A 16,090-nucleotide genomic window follows, 5' to 3' on the forward strand; every position below is an offset into this window, starting at 1 on the left:
ATAAGAGGCGAAAGCCTTTTATATTTGCTTAAAACTATACCTCTTTAGTATACTTTTGGTTAAATATTAAATATAAAATTAAAGGAGATGATCAATATGTCAATGTGCACATCAGCAGATTGTAAATTATGTGAATTTTTATCATCAAAAGAAGATCTAGAAACATCATTCAACAGAGTTGAAACACAAAAAGCAAAATGTAAATTCGGAAAAGAAGGAGTCTGTTGCAAACTCTGCTCGAATGGTCCATGTAAGATAACACCTAAATCACCTAAAGGTGTATGTGGTGCGGATGCTGATACTATCGTATCAAGAAACTTTTTAAGAGCGATAGCAGCAGGTTCCGCATGTTACCTTCACGTAGTGGAAACTACAGCAAGAAACCTTAAAGACATTGGTGAAGGAAAAGGTAATTTAAAAATAAAAAGCCCAGAAACATTGGATAAGCTTGCTGAAATCTTTGATATTGTTGAATCAGATATAAATGCCAAAGCAATTAAAGTAGCTGATGAAGTTCTTAGGGATTTATATAAACCAAGATTTGAAAAAATGGAATTGGTAGAAAAATTAGCTTATGCTCCAAGATATCATAAGTGGAAGGAATTAAATATTTTACCTGGCGGTGCAAAATCCGAAGTTTTTGATGCTCTAGTAAAAACTTCAACAAATCTAAATAGTGATCCTGTAGATATGCTGCTTAATTCACTTCAACTTGGAATTGCTACTGGAATATATGGTCTAGTGTTAACTAACCTTTTAAATGATGTTATGCTAGGTGCTCCAAAAATCAGACAAGCTAAAGTTGGCTTTAGAGTAATAGATGAGGATTATATCAACATAATGATTACAGGTCATCAGCATTCTGATATTGCACATCTTCAAGATAAATTAATTGATGAGAATGTCACAAAAAGAGCAATGAAATTAGGTGCAAAGGGCTTTAGATTAGTTGGCTGTACATGCGTAGGCCAAGATCTACAGTTAAGAGGAGAGCATTATACTGAAGTTTTTTCAGGCCATGCTGGAAATAATTATACAAGTGAAGCCGTACTCGCAACTGGTGCTATAGATTTAATTGTCTCAGAATTTAACTGTACAATACCAGGACTTGAACCTGTAGCTGAGAAATTTAATGTAAAAACTATCTGTATAGATGATGTTGCTAAGAAGAAAAATGCTGAATATATAAATTTTGATATGAGAAACGCTGAAGAAATTAGTGAAAAGATCATTTACGAAGCATTAGAAAGTTATAAGAACAGAAGAAATAACGTCACAATAGACATTCCTAAAGATCATGGACATGATGATGTTGTAACTGGTGTTAGTGAAGGATCTTTAAAAGAGTTCCTAGGTGGAAATTGGAGCGGTCTTATTGACTTAATAGTAAAAGGAAAAATCAAAGGGATAGCTGGTGTTGTAGGCTGTTCCAACTTAACAGCTAAAGGACATGATGTATTTACTGTTGAGCTAACTAAAGAATTAATAAAAAGAGATATTTTAGTTCTTTCAGCCGGATGTTCTTCTGGAGGCCTTGAAAATGTTGGTCTTATGTCTCCTGGAGCAGCTGATCTTGCAGGTGATAATCTAAGAGATGTGTGCAAATCCCTAGGCATTCCACCAGTATTAAACTTTGGTCCATGTCTAGCTATTGGAAGATTAGAAATGGTAGCAACTGAACTTGCTGAAAACTTGGGTATAGATATACCTCAACTTCCCCTTGTATTATCAGCACCACAATGGCTTGAAGAGCAAGCATTAGCCGATGCTGCATTTGGACTATCATTAGGTCTGCCACTACATGTTGCAATATCTCCTTTTATAGATGGAAGTGAAGTTGTCACTAAAGTTTTAAAAGAAGATTTAGTTAATATAACAGGCGGTAAGCTTATTGTTCAAGAAGATGTAATCAAAGCTGCTGATGAGTTAGAGGAGATTATCGAAAACAGAAGAATAGGATTAAACATATAAGAACCCATTAAATATAGGAAATAAGAAACTATATTTTTAATATCTATAATGAATCTGGATAATAACACATTCAGATTCATTTTTTTATTGAAATACATATTATGAATTAACTTCTTTATCCTATATAATTGATTTTTTAATAATATGTCTCAACATTATGAACCTTCAAGCTAATCTTAAGTGCTATTATCTTTATTATAATTTTAATCAACTCGTTATTATAATTTACGAGTTGATTAAAATTCATATCTTTTCTGTATTATTTCATTGATTCAATAATGCTATCAGCAATAGATTCCATTAAATCCTCATCGCTTTCTTTCATGCTAGAATTAATTGAAATTTCATTATCCAAAATAGTCATATCTTTCATTTCTTCTAATAATTCACGCATTAATTTACCTGATTGAGGCGCCCATGATCCATTTTCAATAATAGCAAAAGTACGTTTTTGAAGGTTTAATGCCTTCATATCCATTATATAGTCCAGCATTGGTGGATAAATCTTTAAATTATAAGTAACTGATGCTAACACAACGTGACTATATTTAAATGTTTCAGAAATCAGATACGAAACATGAGTTTTGGAAACATCATACATAACTACATTGGTAATCCCCTTTTTAACCAATCTTGTTGCTAACTCATTTGCTGCTGCCTCTGTATTACCATACATTGTTCCATAAACAATCATCACGCCCTTTTCCTCAGGTGTGTAGCTACTCCATTTATCGTACTTATCAAGTAAATATCCAAAATCATTACGCCATACTGGTCCATGTAACGGACAGATAATCTTAATATCTATAGTGCCTGCCTTTTTTAAAAGAGCCTGAACATGAGGCCCATATTTACCTACAATATTTGTGTAATACCTTCTAGCATCATCAATCCAATCACGATCAAAATTTACTTCATCGTTAAATAGCTTTCCATCTAATGCACCAAATGAACCAAAAGCATCAGCTGAGAACAGCACTCCATTTGTAGTATCATATGTTACCATAGCCTCTGGCCAATGTACCATAGGGGCAGAAACAAATACAACATTATGCTTTCCAAATGACATAGTATCTCCCTCTTTGACTTGTTCTACCTTATCTTCTATTTGGAAACCGAACTGATGCATAAATAAAAATGCCTTCTCAGTACATATTATCTTTACATTAGGATAGCGGATAACAATTTCTTCAATACACGCTGCATGATCAGGTTCCATATGGTTAATGACCATGTAATCTAAGTCTCTATCTCCTAAAACTCCCTTAATATTCTCAAGAAATTGTCTGCAAATTGACCAATCTACAGTATCAAATAGCACTGTCTTTTCATCTAAAAGTAAATAAGAATTATAAGAAACACCTCTTGGAATAGGATGAACATTTTCAAAAAGAGCTAGACGACGATCATTTCCCCCTATCCAATAAAGATCTTCAGTTACTTCTCTAACACAATACATAGCTAATCCTCCTTTAAACAAAAAATTTATTTATTACCTGTTTTAAACTTCTATAAACATATCTTTTTCTTCACCACAAGCTGGGCAAGTCCACTCTTCAGGTAAATTTTCAAAAAGTGTTCCTGGGTTTACTTCACCTTCTAGATCACCTACTCCAGGATCATATTCATAACCGCATCCATTACATACATAATGTTTCCAAGTTGGAGTGACTTTTTTCGGAATAACTCTCTTCATCTTTTTCATTGGTGGAGCCTCTTTCTTTGGTTCACCATTGTCTAAAGCATCAATAAGTAGAGGTAGTATTTCCATCAAATCACCAACTATGCCGTAATCTGCGTTTTTGAAAATCTTTGCATTAGGGTTTATATTAATTGCAACAATTGTAGAAGCATCCTTTATACCTTTTAAATGTTGACCTGCACCTGAAATACCACATGCAATATAAAGGTTTCCTTTAAATTTTTGCCCTGACATACCAACGTAACGATCAATTGGAACATATTTTAAAGTTTCAGCTACTGGTCTAGAAGAACCTATTGCTGCACCAGCCTGAACTGCAAGCTTTTCTATAAGATGCATATTTTCCTTTTCTCCTATGCCTTGTCCTACACTAACTACTCTCTCTGCCTTGCTTATTGGAGTATCTATAGGAATTCCTACAGAAAAATCATATCCATCCTTCTTAAGAGCTTCTACAAGAGAATTTACTCTTTCTTCAGGTGTACCATCTTTATAAATTACCTTCTTACGATATCCTGTTGCAGGTTCCCTTGAAGTTTTTGCTACACTCTCTGTTTTTGGCATTTTTCCTATAATATTAGCGGCTATAACAACACGCTGGATTTCATTAGTTCCCTCATATATAGTGCAGATTTTAGCATCTCTATAGGCACGCTCAACTTCCATACCTTTAAGATATCCGCTTCCCCCAAAGATTTGAAGAGCATCGTTGACAATTTCAAGACAAACATCAGAAGCATATTGTTTAGCCATTGCTGCTTCCATGCTGTAGTGCTCATGATTTCCTTTAAGCTCTGCTGCACTATAAATAAGGAATCTTGCTGCTCTAAGTTTTGTAGCCATATCAGCTAATTTAAAAGCTATTATTTGTTGCTGACAAATAGGTTTACCAAATTGAACTCTTTCTTTTGAATACTCTAAGGCATTCTCATAAGCACCTTGTGCTATTCCTAAAGCTTGGGCAGCAATACCGATACGTCCACCATCTAATGTAGACATAGCAATTTTGAAACCATCGCCTTCTTTACCTAATAAATTTTCCTTAGGAACTTTTACATCATTGAAAATAAGCTCTGCAGTAGCTGATGAACGAATTCCCATCTTATCATAATGCTTACCAAAACTAAAACCTTCTGATCCCTTTTCAACGATAAATGCACTAATACCTCGTGTACCAATGTTTGGTGTAGTTACTGCAAAAACAATATAAATATCAGCCTCACCACCATTAGTGATAAATATTTTCTCGCCATTTAAGATATAATAATCTCCTTCTAGTACAGCAGTTGTTTCTGTTCCTCCTGCATCACTACCTGCATTTTCTTCAGTCAAACCAAATGCTCCAAGCTTTTCACCCTTTGCTAATGGTACTAAATATTTTTGTTTTTGCTCCTCATTTCCAAAAGCTGCAATTGGATATGTTCCTAATGATGTATGTGCAGATAAGATTACTCCTGTCCCACCATCAACTCTTGATAATTCCTCGACAGCTATCGCATAGCTGATCACATCTAGGCCAGCTCCTCCATACTCCTTTGAATACGGAATACCCATCACTCCCATATCAGCTAGCTTTTGAACTACTTCCGAAGGGAATTTATTTTCTTGATCCAACATAAATGCAATAGGTTTAACTTCCTCTTCAGCAAATTCTCTTATTTTTGTTCTCAAATTTTCATGTTGTTCTGTAGTTTTGAAAAACATAAATACACCTCCCTTTAATTATACGGTTTCACCAATGTCATTCTATGAAATCTGTAAAACCATATTCCCAAACATATTCCTTAAATGTATACCTAAACCGTATACATTTATTGTATACCTCTAAGGTATACTTTTCAACTATTATTTTATCTATTTTATTCCATAATAGACAATTAAAGCTTAAAATCCCTCCTCTTTTAAAGATAATATAACTTTTCCTTCCATTATCTTATAAAAGCAATTATTTTTACTTGTAAGGTTTTTCTTTATTTCTATTCCTCCTTATTTAATTTAAGATATATTTAAAGTTTCTATATTTATATCAACACTTATAATTATGCTATTTACAATACTATTATTAATATTAATATAAACTATAATAAAAAAAGCAGATACGAATTACGTAACTACTATTTTTTATTGATTTAATTTATTTTTCTTTTATGTCTACTTATGATATGGTTCACCGTATCAGTCGCAAGTGCTACTATTTTAGAATAAAAACTGCTAATTTTAACCTAGAACTACCTTATTTATCTTGTTTATACTTCTCTAATTTCTCTTTTACCTTATTCATTAAATAACTCATTACATTAATAAGACAATTTATCATACAAATTATGATATATATAATCAAAATACATAAATCTATATATAGTATCAATTTAAAAATAAAAGATATAAGACTATTTACAATATTAAAAATTGCAAATGGAGCAATAATTATAAAATTGAATATAAAAATACTAATAATTAGTGATTCAATTTCTTTTTTAATCTCTTTAAATTTCTTTTTATCTTTTAATCCATTTATCATATTTAAAATTGAACCTATGATATATGAGATACAAATAATAAAAGCAACAATATATATAATTATTCCTATTAATTTAAATATAATTCTAGGTATATCCCATAACACACCTTCTAATCCGTAAGTTTCATAATTCAACTTATAGAATATATACTGAAAAATTCCTTCTATAAAGCTACCACCATAACCTAAAATACTTACAATAAGTCCTTCAACAATAAATGCAATTATTGGTGCAAATATAATATATAATATTAATTGAATTTTTTTCTTATTCTCCATAGGCTTAAATTTATACCACACATTTTTAATGAGACTAATCAATTTACTAAAGAAATTTTTAGTTATAAGTATAAGGTCTTCAAATGTTAAATTTTTCTCTTCGCAAAATTCTTTCGTAGTTTCAGGGTTACACTCATTATTTTTACTATAACTTTCCATCAATCCACTATAAGCATTAGCGAACCTATCAATTGACAAAATTAATCCTATTATTGAAGTTACAAATTTAAAATCTAGTATTTCTGTAATGTTATTAATAGTACTTATAAACGTTACTAATGCTGATATTCCATATAATATAAGTTTTCTTTTATTTCTACTATACGAACTATTAATTGAATATACATATATAATAAAAGTTAATATTAAGACTATTATAACAATTAACTGTAACATGCTCTCTTCATTAATTTTCGCTATATTAAAATCTGTTATATACTTATTTACTGAAATTATTAGCCATGTAAAAAGACCAATACTTATTCCACAGAATATGCCAACATTCTTTAACAATTGTTTTATAGTTAGTCCATCAAAAACCGAAAATATTAGTACTTTTATCTTAAAAGCAATATTGTAATCTACATCAAAAATATTTTGAAATGTTATTATTAATAAAATAATCATATAAAACATAAATAGCTGTAGAGGTGACATAAATAATGTCTTATTTGTTATATATAAAACTGAGTATGTCGCTACCATTATTAGTAAATCCAATATAATTATAAAAAGCATATTCGCTAATGCTACATATTTTATAATTCTTTTTTCATGATAGTAATTTATCCAAGATTCAAATAAATCAATAATAAACATTATAATTTTTTTTAACTTAATTATATATTTCATATATCCTCCCAAAACATAATATGAATTACCTTTTATTACTATTCTACATAACCATAGTAATTAATTCAAATTATACAAATATGTATTTTCTTATTTGTTTATAAACATTATTTTTAAATTAAAGAAGAAGAGCTTAATTACACAAAACTTAGCTCTTCTTCATATTCATAGCTGTACTTTATATTAATGCTCCATTTACTCTTATTTTTCATTTAGCAAAATTAATCTTCTGATTCCAAAATTGCATCATTAATGATTAATATTAAATTTTTAATTAGATTTTGGCTTATATTAGACCCTAATTCTTTATACAACTCCAAATCATTTGTTTCTTCACTGTGTCCAATTTCGTTACGTATATAAGTAAAACAATCTTCTTCAAAATTACGATTAATTCTTCTAGTAGGTTTAAAATAAACAAATTCATACCTATTTTTATTATCTTTAATATAATCTACCACATTTCTCTGCTCAACTTTAGATTTTCCCTTTGATAATAACTCCATTAAAAATTGATATAAACTCATGAATTGGCTATCGGATTAGGGTTGTGTAGTGTTTTAAAAATACGGTCATATTTAACAAAATTTTTATCAATAGCAGTTCTTGAGTTCATAACTCTGTCGTAAATAACTCTTGCTGGATAATTACGAATGAATGTAACACTCTCTTTCATTTGTATTTTATCCTTCAATTTCATAATAGAACCACTTTCTTTAATCACTTCTAATACACGTACTGGTTGATAAATATCTGCCTCCGTTTTAATTATTAAATTAAAGCATATGTGATTTAAAAAAGTTTCTATTGTTTGACTATTCTCTTCATAACGGATATTATCTTTAAGTTCTACAGTCATAGTTTTCACATTATCACTAATTCTTATATTTTTTATAAGTTCATTATCTATACTATATTTAAAATTATCCGTAAGAATTAGATTATTAAATCCATAAAGTCTGTATTGTAAATAGTTTTCTGCACCATCAATATTATTATATTGTTGCTCAATACCTTGACGAACTATTTCAGAAATTGATGTATCCTTTTCTTCTGTAATTTTGTTTAGTTTTTCCTTTGTTTCTTCATCAACACGTATTCTTATCGTATGTTCTTTATTTAAATTATTACTTTCATCAACAGGCATATTGATTCCTTCTTTCTTGCTTTTTGTAGCCACACAGCCGTAACCACAATTATATTAATAGCATTTTTTACATGCTATGTCAATAGTTTTATATGCAAATCTTTATATTTACAGGATTTATCATCAACCTTCTTCTATAAACAAAATAAGAAGGAGAACCTCCTCCAGTTCCATCTGGATTTGGTTCTCCCCCATTACTTAGGTACATTATTAAGTTATCATTGATATTAAGCTCTATTGATTCTATATCTCTAGTTTTGTTTATTGTTATTTTGGAAATCAGCATGTGTAGTAGTCTCTTTTGTTGTTCCCTTGAAGGCAACTCTGATAGCATCTTACTGAAACTTGACAGTATATCTCTTACAAACTCATACGAGACCTCTTGTACACCATCGTCTAGTATGTTACTCTTTAGGTTGTTTACCTCCTGTTGGAGCATTTCTTCCCTAGATTTTATGTCTAACATCCTCCCTGAGAAGTCTTTTTTAGTTATTATTTCGTCCTCATAGGCTTCAAAGACTTTCTTCTTCTTAGCTTCTACCTTTTCCAGCTCCTTCGAAATCTTTTCTAGCTCTTCCTTTGAAGGGTTAACCATAACTTTTCTTGTTGTATTTATATTAGCTACTATATCTTTGATTAGCTTATCATTATTTAATAGTTCTGATAGCTTACCAAACACATATTGATTAGCTTTATCAACATTGATTGAATTACTATGGCAAACTGCAGTCCCTTTATTCTTCCAAGCACCGCAACAGTAGTATTCTCTCTTACGCTTTGTCCCATCTTTTCTTGTACCTATACTTCTAGAAATCACCATTCCAGTTCCACATACTGGGCACCTTAGTATACCAGTTAGAGGAAATTCTCCATCATATATTCTAGATGGCTTTCCCTTATTAGCTTCAATTTGTTTTTGAACCTTATTCCAAAGTTCTTGTTCTATTATAGGCTTATGAATTCCATCTACAATTAATGGATTTGGATTCTTGTTTCTTCTTCTTTTGTCGCTCCAATTAGGTCTTACATTATATCTAATCTTTCCTATATATATTGGATTCGTTAATATGTCTTTTATTGAGCCTACTGAAAAAGATTTACCTTTCTTAGTTGTATAACCAAACTTATTAATATAGTTTGTTATAGCCTTATAACCATTACCTTGTGAATACATAGTAAAGATAGCTCTTATAACCTCTGCTTCTTTTTCATTTATTACAAGCTCTGTATCCCTTCTTTTTTTATTAGCTGAATTCTCTCTTTCTTTTACATCATATCCAAGCACTATTCCACCATTCCATCTACCTTCTCTAGCCCTAGCCATCATTCCCATTTTTACGTTCTGAGCTATTGTTCCACGCTCTAGCTCTCCAACAGCACCCATCATTTGAAGTGAGAATTTTCCCATAGGTGTTTCTGTTTCAAAGTTTTCAGAATATGATTTAAAACATATGTCATTCTTCTCCAGCAAATCTATTATTTTAAGTAAGTCCAGCATATTTCTTGCTATTCTATTAATTTTCCATGTTATGACCATATCGAATTTTTTATCATCTGCATCTTTTAGCATTTCTCTCATTGCTGGTCGTGCTTTAATGGATTTACCGCTAATTCCTTTATCAGAATACACCTTAAATATTGTATAATCATTATCCTCACAATACTTACTTAGCAAGCGTTCTTGCTCATCAATACTGTAGCCATCCTCCGATTGTTCAATCGTTGAAACACGACAATATATTGCTACTAACTTTGACATCCTCCTGCACATCCTTATCATTAAATTTTTTGATACTAGTCCTAAGAATGATTTCAGAAATCACCTCAATTATTTCTTTTACAGTTGCTTCTTCTCTTTTATTTTTCATATTTAATCATCCCCTCTAGTATCTGATTTATAATATATATTTACGTATTCTTTAAATTCGCTAATAGTATTATTCTTGGTTTAAGTATTTAAGTACATCATTTACTGGATATTTTTCATCTAAAAATATTCCTGTATAACCTAAGTTCTCTAGCTCCATGTATGATTTTTTCTTCAAGTCTCCTTCTTGATACAATTTTTCAATTTTATTGTACGTTTTCCATAGCTCTTTAATAAAACCATTCCTATTATGTGCAATTACTTTGAAATACTTTTTCCCGGCTTTACCTAATGGAACTATATTAGTTATGAATCCTTTTAATAGTTTGTAACTAATACGGTCTATATTATCTTCTAACCAGTTATAAACAGGGTTTACTGCAATCAATACTTCTATAAATTCATTTCTGTCAAGCGTTCCTAGCTCCATATTTTTTCATTACTTTTATATTCAATTAATCTTAATTCAGCCATTTTACTTCACCCTTTAATTTATTTATTTTTAGTTATGAGTTTATTTCTAATTAATTCTAACTAAATTTTTAATGATTTTCCGTATATATAACGTGCATATTCCCGTAATCTTCCCGTTATATAATTTATTGAACACTAGTCTATTACTCAACTTAAAACCTATTTTCCCGTTTTCCCGTAAAAATTTATTAATACTTTATATTAAAATATATATAGAAATACTACTATATTTAATTAAAAATCCTTTTTATTATTAATAATAAAAATATAACGGGAAAACGTGAAACTTAGTCTGAATTCCTCTATTATCAACAACTTTCGTCTTCACGTTTATGAAAAGTACATGGGATTTTTCCCATGAAAATGCACATTAGTTATCTTCTAAATTTTCAACTAAATCATCTTTACTAATTCTTATAACATAAACCGAAACAGTACCACCACTTTGAATAATTATTCTTTTTCTGGTATATCTATCTGCTTCACAATCTAAAATACCCTCTTCTTTCCAAGTTTTTAGTATTGTTTTTGTATCTTCAAACCCTCCATTATCCATAATTTTCCTAAATGTAGTTGGATAGATACAAATTTCATTATAGTCCTTATTGGATAATACATTGATTTTTCCCATAGTCTCAAATGTTGAATCTTTTGCCTCATCATCAGACATAGCTTCTTTAGAATCAGAACGTAAGAATTTTTTATAGTTTATGTTTAATAGTTCCTTAAAGTAATCAAAAGCATTTTTATTTAAATCCCTTGTTGACATTGATTCCTTTTCATTCTCAATTAGAAAAGTCCAAATATCTTCAACATGCAAAGGAATAGATAGCAGCTCTTTTACCTTTATAACTGTATACATAAGTATTGTGTATTTCCAAGCTCTTCTCTCAACAAATTTATCTGTTATGCCCTCTTCTTTCATTTTTTCTATTGTATGTTTCTTCAGCTCCATTATTTCCTCATATATTTTCTCTACACCATCTTTGAGTAACAATTTTACAAACTCAATCCCCGCATGTCCATAATTATCTAATATTGTCTCTTGAATCACATCTGCACTTTCAGCATCCTTTGTCCACTCAACATTATTAAGTTCAACAATCCTTAATTTTGCTCCAGTATTTTTTTTAGCTTTTCCAATCATCGAAAATTCGCCATTCGATATAATAGTAGTACCCCATTCTCCTGGCTCTTCTAATTTAGATTCTTTATCAAGCCTGTGTTTATCTTTATTCCCTGTAAATTTGTAAATATGCTTTGTAAAATCTAGAGAATCATTCATTGAAACTTCATCAAATAATACCGCTAAACCTCTATTGCCCACTATATTGCTAAACATTGCATTTTCCGTGGCATTCCAAGTTGTAGCCAGTCCATTACTAATTTTTGTACTAGGATTCCCCCATATTGATATTGCAAGCATTGATGCAGTAGTTTTTCCTGTAGTGCTATCTCCTGTGGTATGAACTAATAAGGAATCTGAGTTAGATATCAAACTTAAAAGTCCTACGATTGCAGATGAGAACCCAATTACTAACATTGTTTCAAGTGGAATATTATTCACTACATGTTGATTTATAGTTGTGAACCATTTTCCATAGTTTCCTTTAGGCTCTATATCTAACTTCCCACTATATGATGACGGAGTATTTACCCCTAAATAATGCTTAAATACATATTTTTCATCAAGTTTATCAAATCCTAATCTAGAATGTACCAACGTTACTAAAGCATTACTTTCGGTATATCGTAAGTGCCTTATTAATTTCAAGACGTTTTCTTCTGTTACATCCAATCCATAATTTTGAAGCTCCATTATCTTCCTTCTATTTAAATAGCTTCCCCTTTCAACATCTAGTTTATGATTGATTCCTTTAAATGAAAAATCCAATTGCGATGTATATTTATTTGTATCAATATTTCGTTTTATCATCCCCACTTTTACTGGAAAATCACCTTCATCATTAACAAACATTGCTTCATTTTTTATTTTTTCAATATTGTTATTATCATTTGTGCTAATTGAAAGATTACTATTATTCTCAATCTTTTTATCATCATATATTATTTCTCTTGCCCTCTTCATTGCTGCCATGTTATTTCACACTCCTAAAAAATATGCTTACTTATTCTGCCTCTATAGGTCTGCAATACACTATGTTTGCATATCCAATCCCTTTTTCATTATAATAATGTGCCACAGTAGCAATAATTTTTTTACCTTCTAAATCTTTTAAATTAATTTCATCTTCTAAATCACACTCCAAAATTTGAAAGATAAATCTAGCAAAATTATTGTTTTTACCTTCTTTTAGAATGAACATTTGAGTTAAACTATTACCTTTATCGTCTTCACATATAAATTCAACTTTTATATTTCCTAAATTTCTTCCATACATTTCTTCCGACTTAAACTTTACAATAGTTAAAATGGTTTCTCCTTCTGGAAAATTAACGCTTTCCATTTCTCCACTAAAAGTATCCCAAAATACTACCTTTTCTATTACATTCTTTCTATCAAATATGTCTCTCATAATAGTTATATTATTCTGCATTTAATCACCTCTAAATTTTTTCTATTAGAACACTCAAATAAGTGCCCTAATACTGTTTTTAATTAATATAATCCTGATAAATACAAACTTATCTCAACATCAATGAATTTCAATTTATTATAAAATATATCTATTAAATAGCTTTCTTCTGATTTGACTTCCTTCACCAACTCATGCATTGATTCCACACATGGCATAACATCCATTCCGCCTTGAACTTCTAAAGTATCATAGCCATCAAGCTTAAAATGCTCTACATAATAACCTTCAGCCTCTAATGTATTTCTTATCAATTTTACTTCATCTAAGCGGATACCTTTCTTTTTTATCACAACTTTATATCCATCTATGCAACTATTTATAAAACTTTCTTTATCATATCTCAAAATAACACTTTTGTTCATTTCAATTCCCCCATTTAATGTCATATTTAATCTTGTGAATACAATTATTTTTTAAAGACAATATTGCATTTCAATATTCTTATGACCAAAACATTCAATATTAAATTTGGGATTTGTATTGAATTTTGTATTAAAAGAATCTTTAAAGAATTCTGGGTCATCATTATATGCTCCAGAGTTAATCATAAGTTCATCAATACCACATTCATCTAAAAATTTTGCAAATTCTAATGATAACTTTAAATATTGCATTTTGTCATTAACAATTTGATAATCTCTAGCAGCCCATTCTACTTCAATTAATTCATAATCAGATACAAATATTCTTGATGGAATTATAGGAAGTTTATATAACTTCTTAGTTAAATTCAAAACAGCTTCATTTATATTTTTTTCATTCAGTCCTTTGTATTTCGCTACTGCACAAAATCTATAAACACCATTACAATCAGAATAGTGGTCTTCCCTAACCCAATCTTTATTTATAAAAGCTCTATATACTTCATCCATATTCTTACTAAACATAAACTCATTTTTTTCATATATTAATTCCTCCTAATATTTAAAATTTTTATAGTTTCCATCAATATTCAATTTTCATAGAGCAATTTTACTGCTTATTTTTGTAATCTTATCAAAATCATGTTATCCTCATTTTTATTCCTCCATGTAATACTGCTTTTTTGAAGTTATTTTCCTTACAATTTGATAATATTACATATTTCTATCTCATTCAAAATACCGATATATATCAAAAATTAATCAAATTCTAATCTAGAAATCATTCCAAATTAGAGACTAATTAATTTTTTTTTAAAAGCAAAAAAAATCCGTATGTATGCTTCTACAAACGGATTTTTCACCTATTTTCAACTTTATTTACTTATTATAATAATTTCTGTCTTTTCATCTACTTATTATATTTTAATTTGTCCTGTTTCAGAATATTTTATTTATTAAAATTTCAAATTCATCTTGAATTTGCCTACGTGGCTTTCCCATGATATTAAAGCTACTTTTACATATTTTATCCCAAACTAAATTAATCTTATTCATATTTGCTAAGTTCTTTGGAAGAAATATTACTTTGGCTTCTATATCCTGAGTCATTATACTTTTAAATACATTGTTGCTTTCCATAATTATCATTACTTTTGTATTCTCATTAAGTTCTTGCTTCTTTCCATTTACAAATTCTTTTGCAATATCAATAAAAGTTTCTTTATTAATATTACTTTTAATATCATATTCAAATGGACATTCTGCTCCTAAGTTACAAAATCCATATATAATATACTTTTCATATATGTATATACTATTGCCCTTAAGCATTCTTTCAAGCTCTTCTTCTTTCTTTTTGATGTCATCCTTATCTTCTTCCTTTTTAGTAATATTTATATCCTTCAATATATTTCTTCCCAAATAGTATGTATCAAAATACCAAACGCTATAATTAGAATTCGATTCATATTCCATTATTAATTCATTGATTATTTTTATGAGTTCATTATTTTTTCTCACATCATAGTTGCTAGCTTTAAAAATGGTCTTACTCTTACTTAATATATTTTCACAATATATTTTACTAACTTCTATATTCAGTGTATTTTTAATATATCTTTTTAACAACGAACCATTCCAGATTGAATAATTCAATCCTAATTTTAATGGATTATTTTCCAATAAAGCTTCTATTTCTTCTATTTGTTCTTCATTTATCTTCGGTGTACGTCCTGTATAATCCACATTGCCAATATAATCTTTTCCTTTTTCTTCGTATCTATTTACCCACCTATTTATGGTTCTTATTGATATATTATGTTTCTTTGCATTATCACTGTTATTCATACCTTTATAATAATTTATTAACACTCTAATTCTTTCTGATAATTTATATAACCTATCACTTTTCTCAGTTTTGCTTAAATGTTCCTCTAACTCCTTTATTCTTTTGTTGTCTTTTTTCATTGGTTCACACCCCTTACAAAAAAAATTAGCAGACTTGTCCTAATCTCTATTATAGTATATATTACTATATACCTATTGTAATAATAACCCCAAGGCTATCTAATTTTAGAATATCCTTGGGAACTTTATTATTTCCAACTCTTAGGAACTGCTTCCCAAAGCTTTGAAAATGGTACATTGTACTTCTCAGCCGTTTCTCGTGTAGCCTCTTGAGGACTTAGCTTCATCTTCAATATTAAAAGTATAACTTCTAACACTAAAATCATTATTTCCTGCATTTCATAATCTCCTTTTATTCTTTAATTGCTAAAAATAAAAATGAAGTATCAATATCCTTTTAGACATCA

General features: G+C 29.4%; 14 protein-coding genes. 1 reads left to right on the top strand and 13 read right to left on the bottom strand.

The features are described from left to right. Nucleotides 1-96: 96 nt before the first annotated feature. The gene (gene cooS / locus AXY43_RS13955) at nt 97-1,971 is read left to right on the top strand and encodes an anaerobic carbon-monoxide dehydrogenase catalytic subunit (RefSeq protein WP_105411710.1); all 1,875 of its coding nucleotides are present in this window, start codon (nt 97-99) and stop codon (nt 1,969-1,971) included. Nucleotides 1,972-2,230: 259 nt separating this feature from the next. On the opposite strand, the gene AXY43_RS13960 is transcribed toward cooS, so the two are convergent. The 13 genes from AXY43_RS13960 to AXY43_RS27980 form a co-directional block, all read right to left on the bottom strand. Next, nucleotides 2,231-3,430: an FprA family A-type flavoprotein gene (locus AXY43_RS13960; protein ID WP_012061204.1), complete on the bottom strand. Its 1,200-nt coding sequence runs from the start codon at nt 3,428-3,430 to the stop codon at nt 2,231-2,233. Between the two features lie 42 nt (nt 3,431-3,472). Then, a complete protein-coding gene (locus AXY43_RS13965; protein ID WP_077855769.1) occupies nt 3,473-5,377 on the bottom strand; it encodes an acyl-CoA dehydrogenase family protein in 1,905 nt (634 codons plus the stop codon). A 529-nt stretch (nt 5,378-5,906) separates the two neighbouring features. Then, nucleotides 5,907-7,325, bottom strand: coding sequence for a hypothetical protein (locus AXY43_RS13970; protein WP_105411711.1), 1,419 nt, complete (start codon nt 7,323-7,325; stop codon nt 5,907-5,909). A 221-nt stretch (nt 7,326-7,546) separates the two neighbouring features. Continuing rightward, the gene (locus AXY43_RS13975) at nt 7,547-7,852 is read right to left on the bottom strand and encodes a hypothetical protein (protein WP_243099089.1); all 306 of its coding nucleotides are present in this window, start codon (nt 7,850-7,852) and stop codon (nt 7,547-7,549) included. After that, nucleotides 7,849-8,505, bottom strand: coding sequence for a ribbon-helix-helix protein, CopG family (locus tag AXY43_RS13980; protein ID WP_243099090.1), 657 nt, complete (start codon nt 8,503-8,505; stop codon nt 7,849-7,851). The genes AXY43_RS13975 and AXY43_RS13980 overlap by 4 nt, the downstream gene beginning before the upstream one ends. Before the next feature lie 55 nt (nt 8,506-8,560). Then, a complete protein-coding gene (locus AXY43_RS13985; RefSeq protein ID WP_105411714.1) occupies nt 8,561-10,231 on the bottom strand; it encodes a recombinase family protein in 1,671 nt (556 codons plus the stop codon). Between the two features lie 178 nt (nt 10,232-10,409). Next, complete coding sequence (locus AXY43_RS13990; RefSeq protein ID WP_105411715.1) at nt 10,410-10,769, bottom strand: hypothetical protein; 360 nt, start codon at nt 10,767-10,769, stop codon at nt 10,410-10,412. Between the two features lie 414 nt (nt 10,770-11,183). Then, nucleotides 11,184-12,911 carry a DUF927 domain-containing protein gene (locus AXY43_RS13995; RefSeq protein ID WP_105411716.1) on the bottom strand — a complete coding sequence of 576 codons (1,728 nt, stop codon included), beginning with the start codon at nt 12,909-12,911 and terminating at the stop codon, nt 11,184-11,186. 31 nt (nt 12,912-12,942) lie between these two features. Then, nucleotides 12,943-13,371 carry a hypothetical protein gene (locus AXY43_RS14000; protein WP_105411717.1) on the bottom strand — a complete coding sequence of 143 codons (429 nt, stop codon included), beginning with the start codon at nt 13,369-13,371 and terminating at the stop codon, nt 12,943-12,945. Between the two features lie 62 nt (nt 13,372-13,433). Beyond that, nucleotides 13,434-13,775, bottom strand: a complete 342-nt coding sequence (locus AXY43_RS14005) for a hypothetical protein (protein ID WP_105411718.1) — start codon at nt 13,773-13,775, stop codon at nt 13,434-13,436. A 51-nt stretch (nt 13,776-13,826) separates the two neighbouring features. Beyond that, nucleotides 13,827-14,300, bottom strand: a complete 474-nt coding sequence (locus AXY43_RS14010; protein WP_105411719.1) for a hypothetical protein — start codon at nt 14,298-14,300, stop codon at nt 13,827-13,829. 414 nt (nt 14,301-14,714) lie between these two features. Beyond that, nucleotides 14,715-15,743 (bottom strand): helix-turn-helix domain-containing protein, encoded by a 1,029-nt coding sequence (locus AXY43_RS14015; protein ID WP_105411720.1) that lies wholly within the window; start codon nt 15,741-15,743, stop codon nt 14,715-14,717. Nucleotides 15,744-15,871: 128 nt separating this feature from the next. After that, nucleotides 15,872-16,021, bottom strand: coding sequence for a hypothetical protein (locus AXY43_RS27980; RefSeq protein ID WP_181246114.1), 150 nt, complete (start codon nt 16,019-16,021; stop codon nt 15,872-15,874). Between the last annotated feature and the right edge of the window lie 69 nt (nt 16,022-16,090).

It is taken from the genome of Clostridium sp. MF28 (assembly GCF_002969175.1).
Classification (GTDB): domain Bacteria; phylum Bacillota; class Clostridia; order Clostridiales; family Clostridiaceae; genus Clostridium; species Clostridium beijerinckii.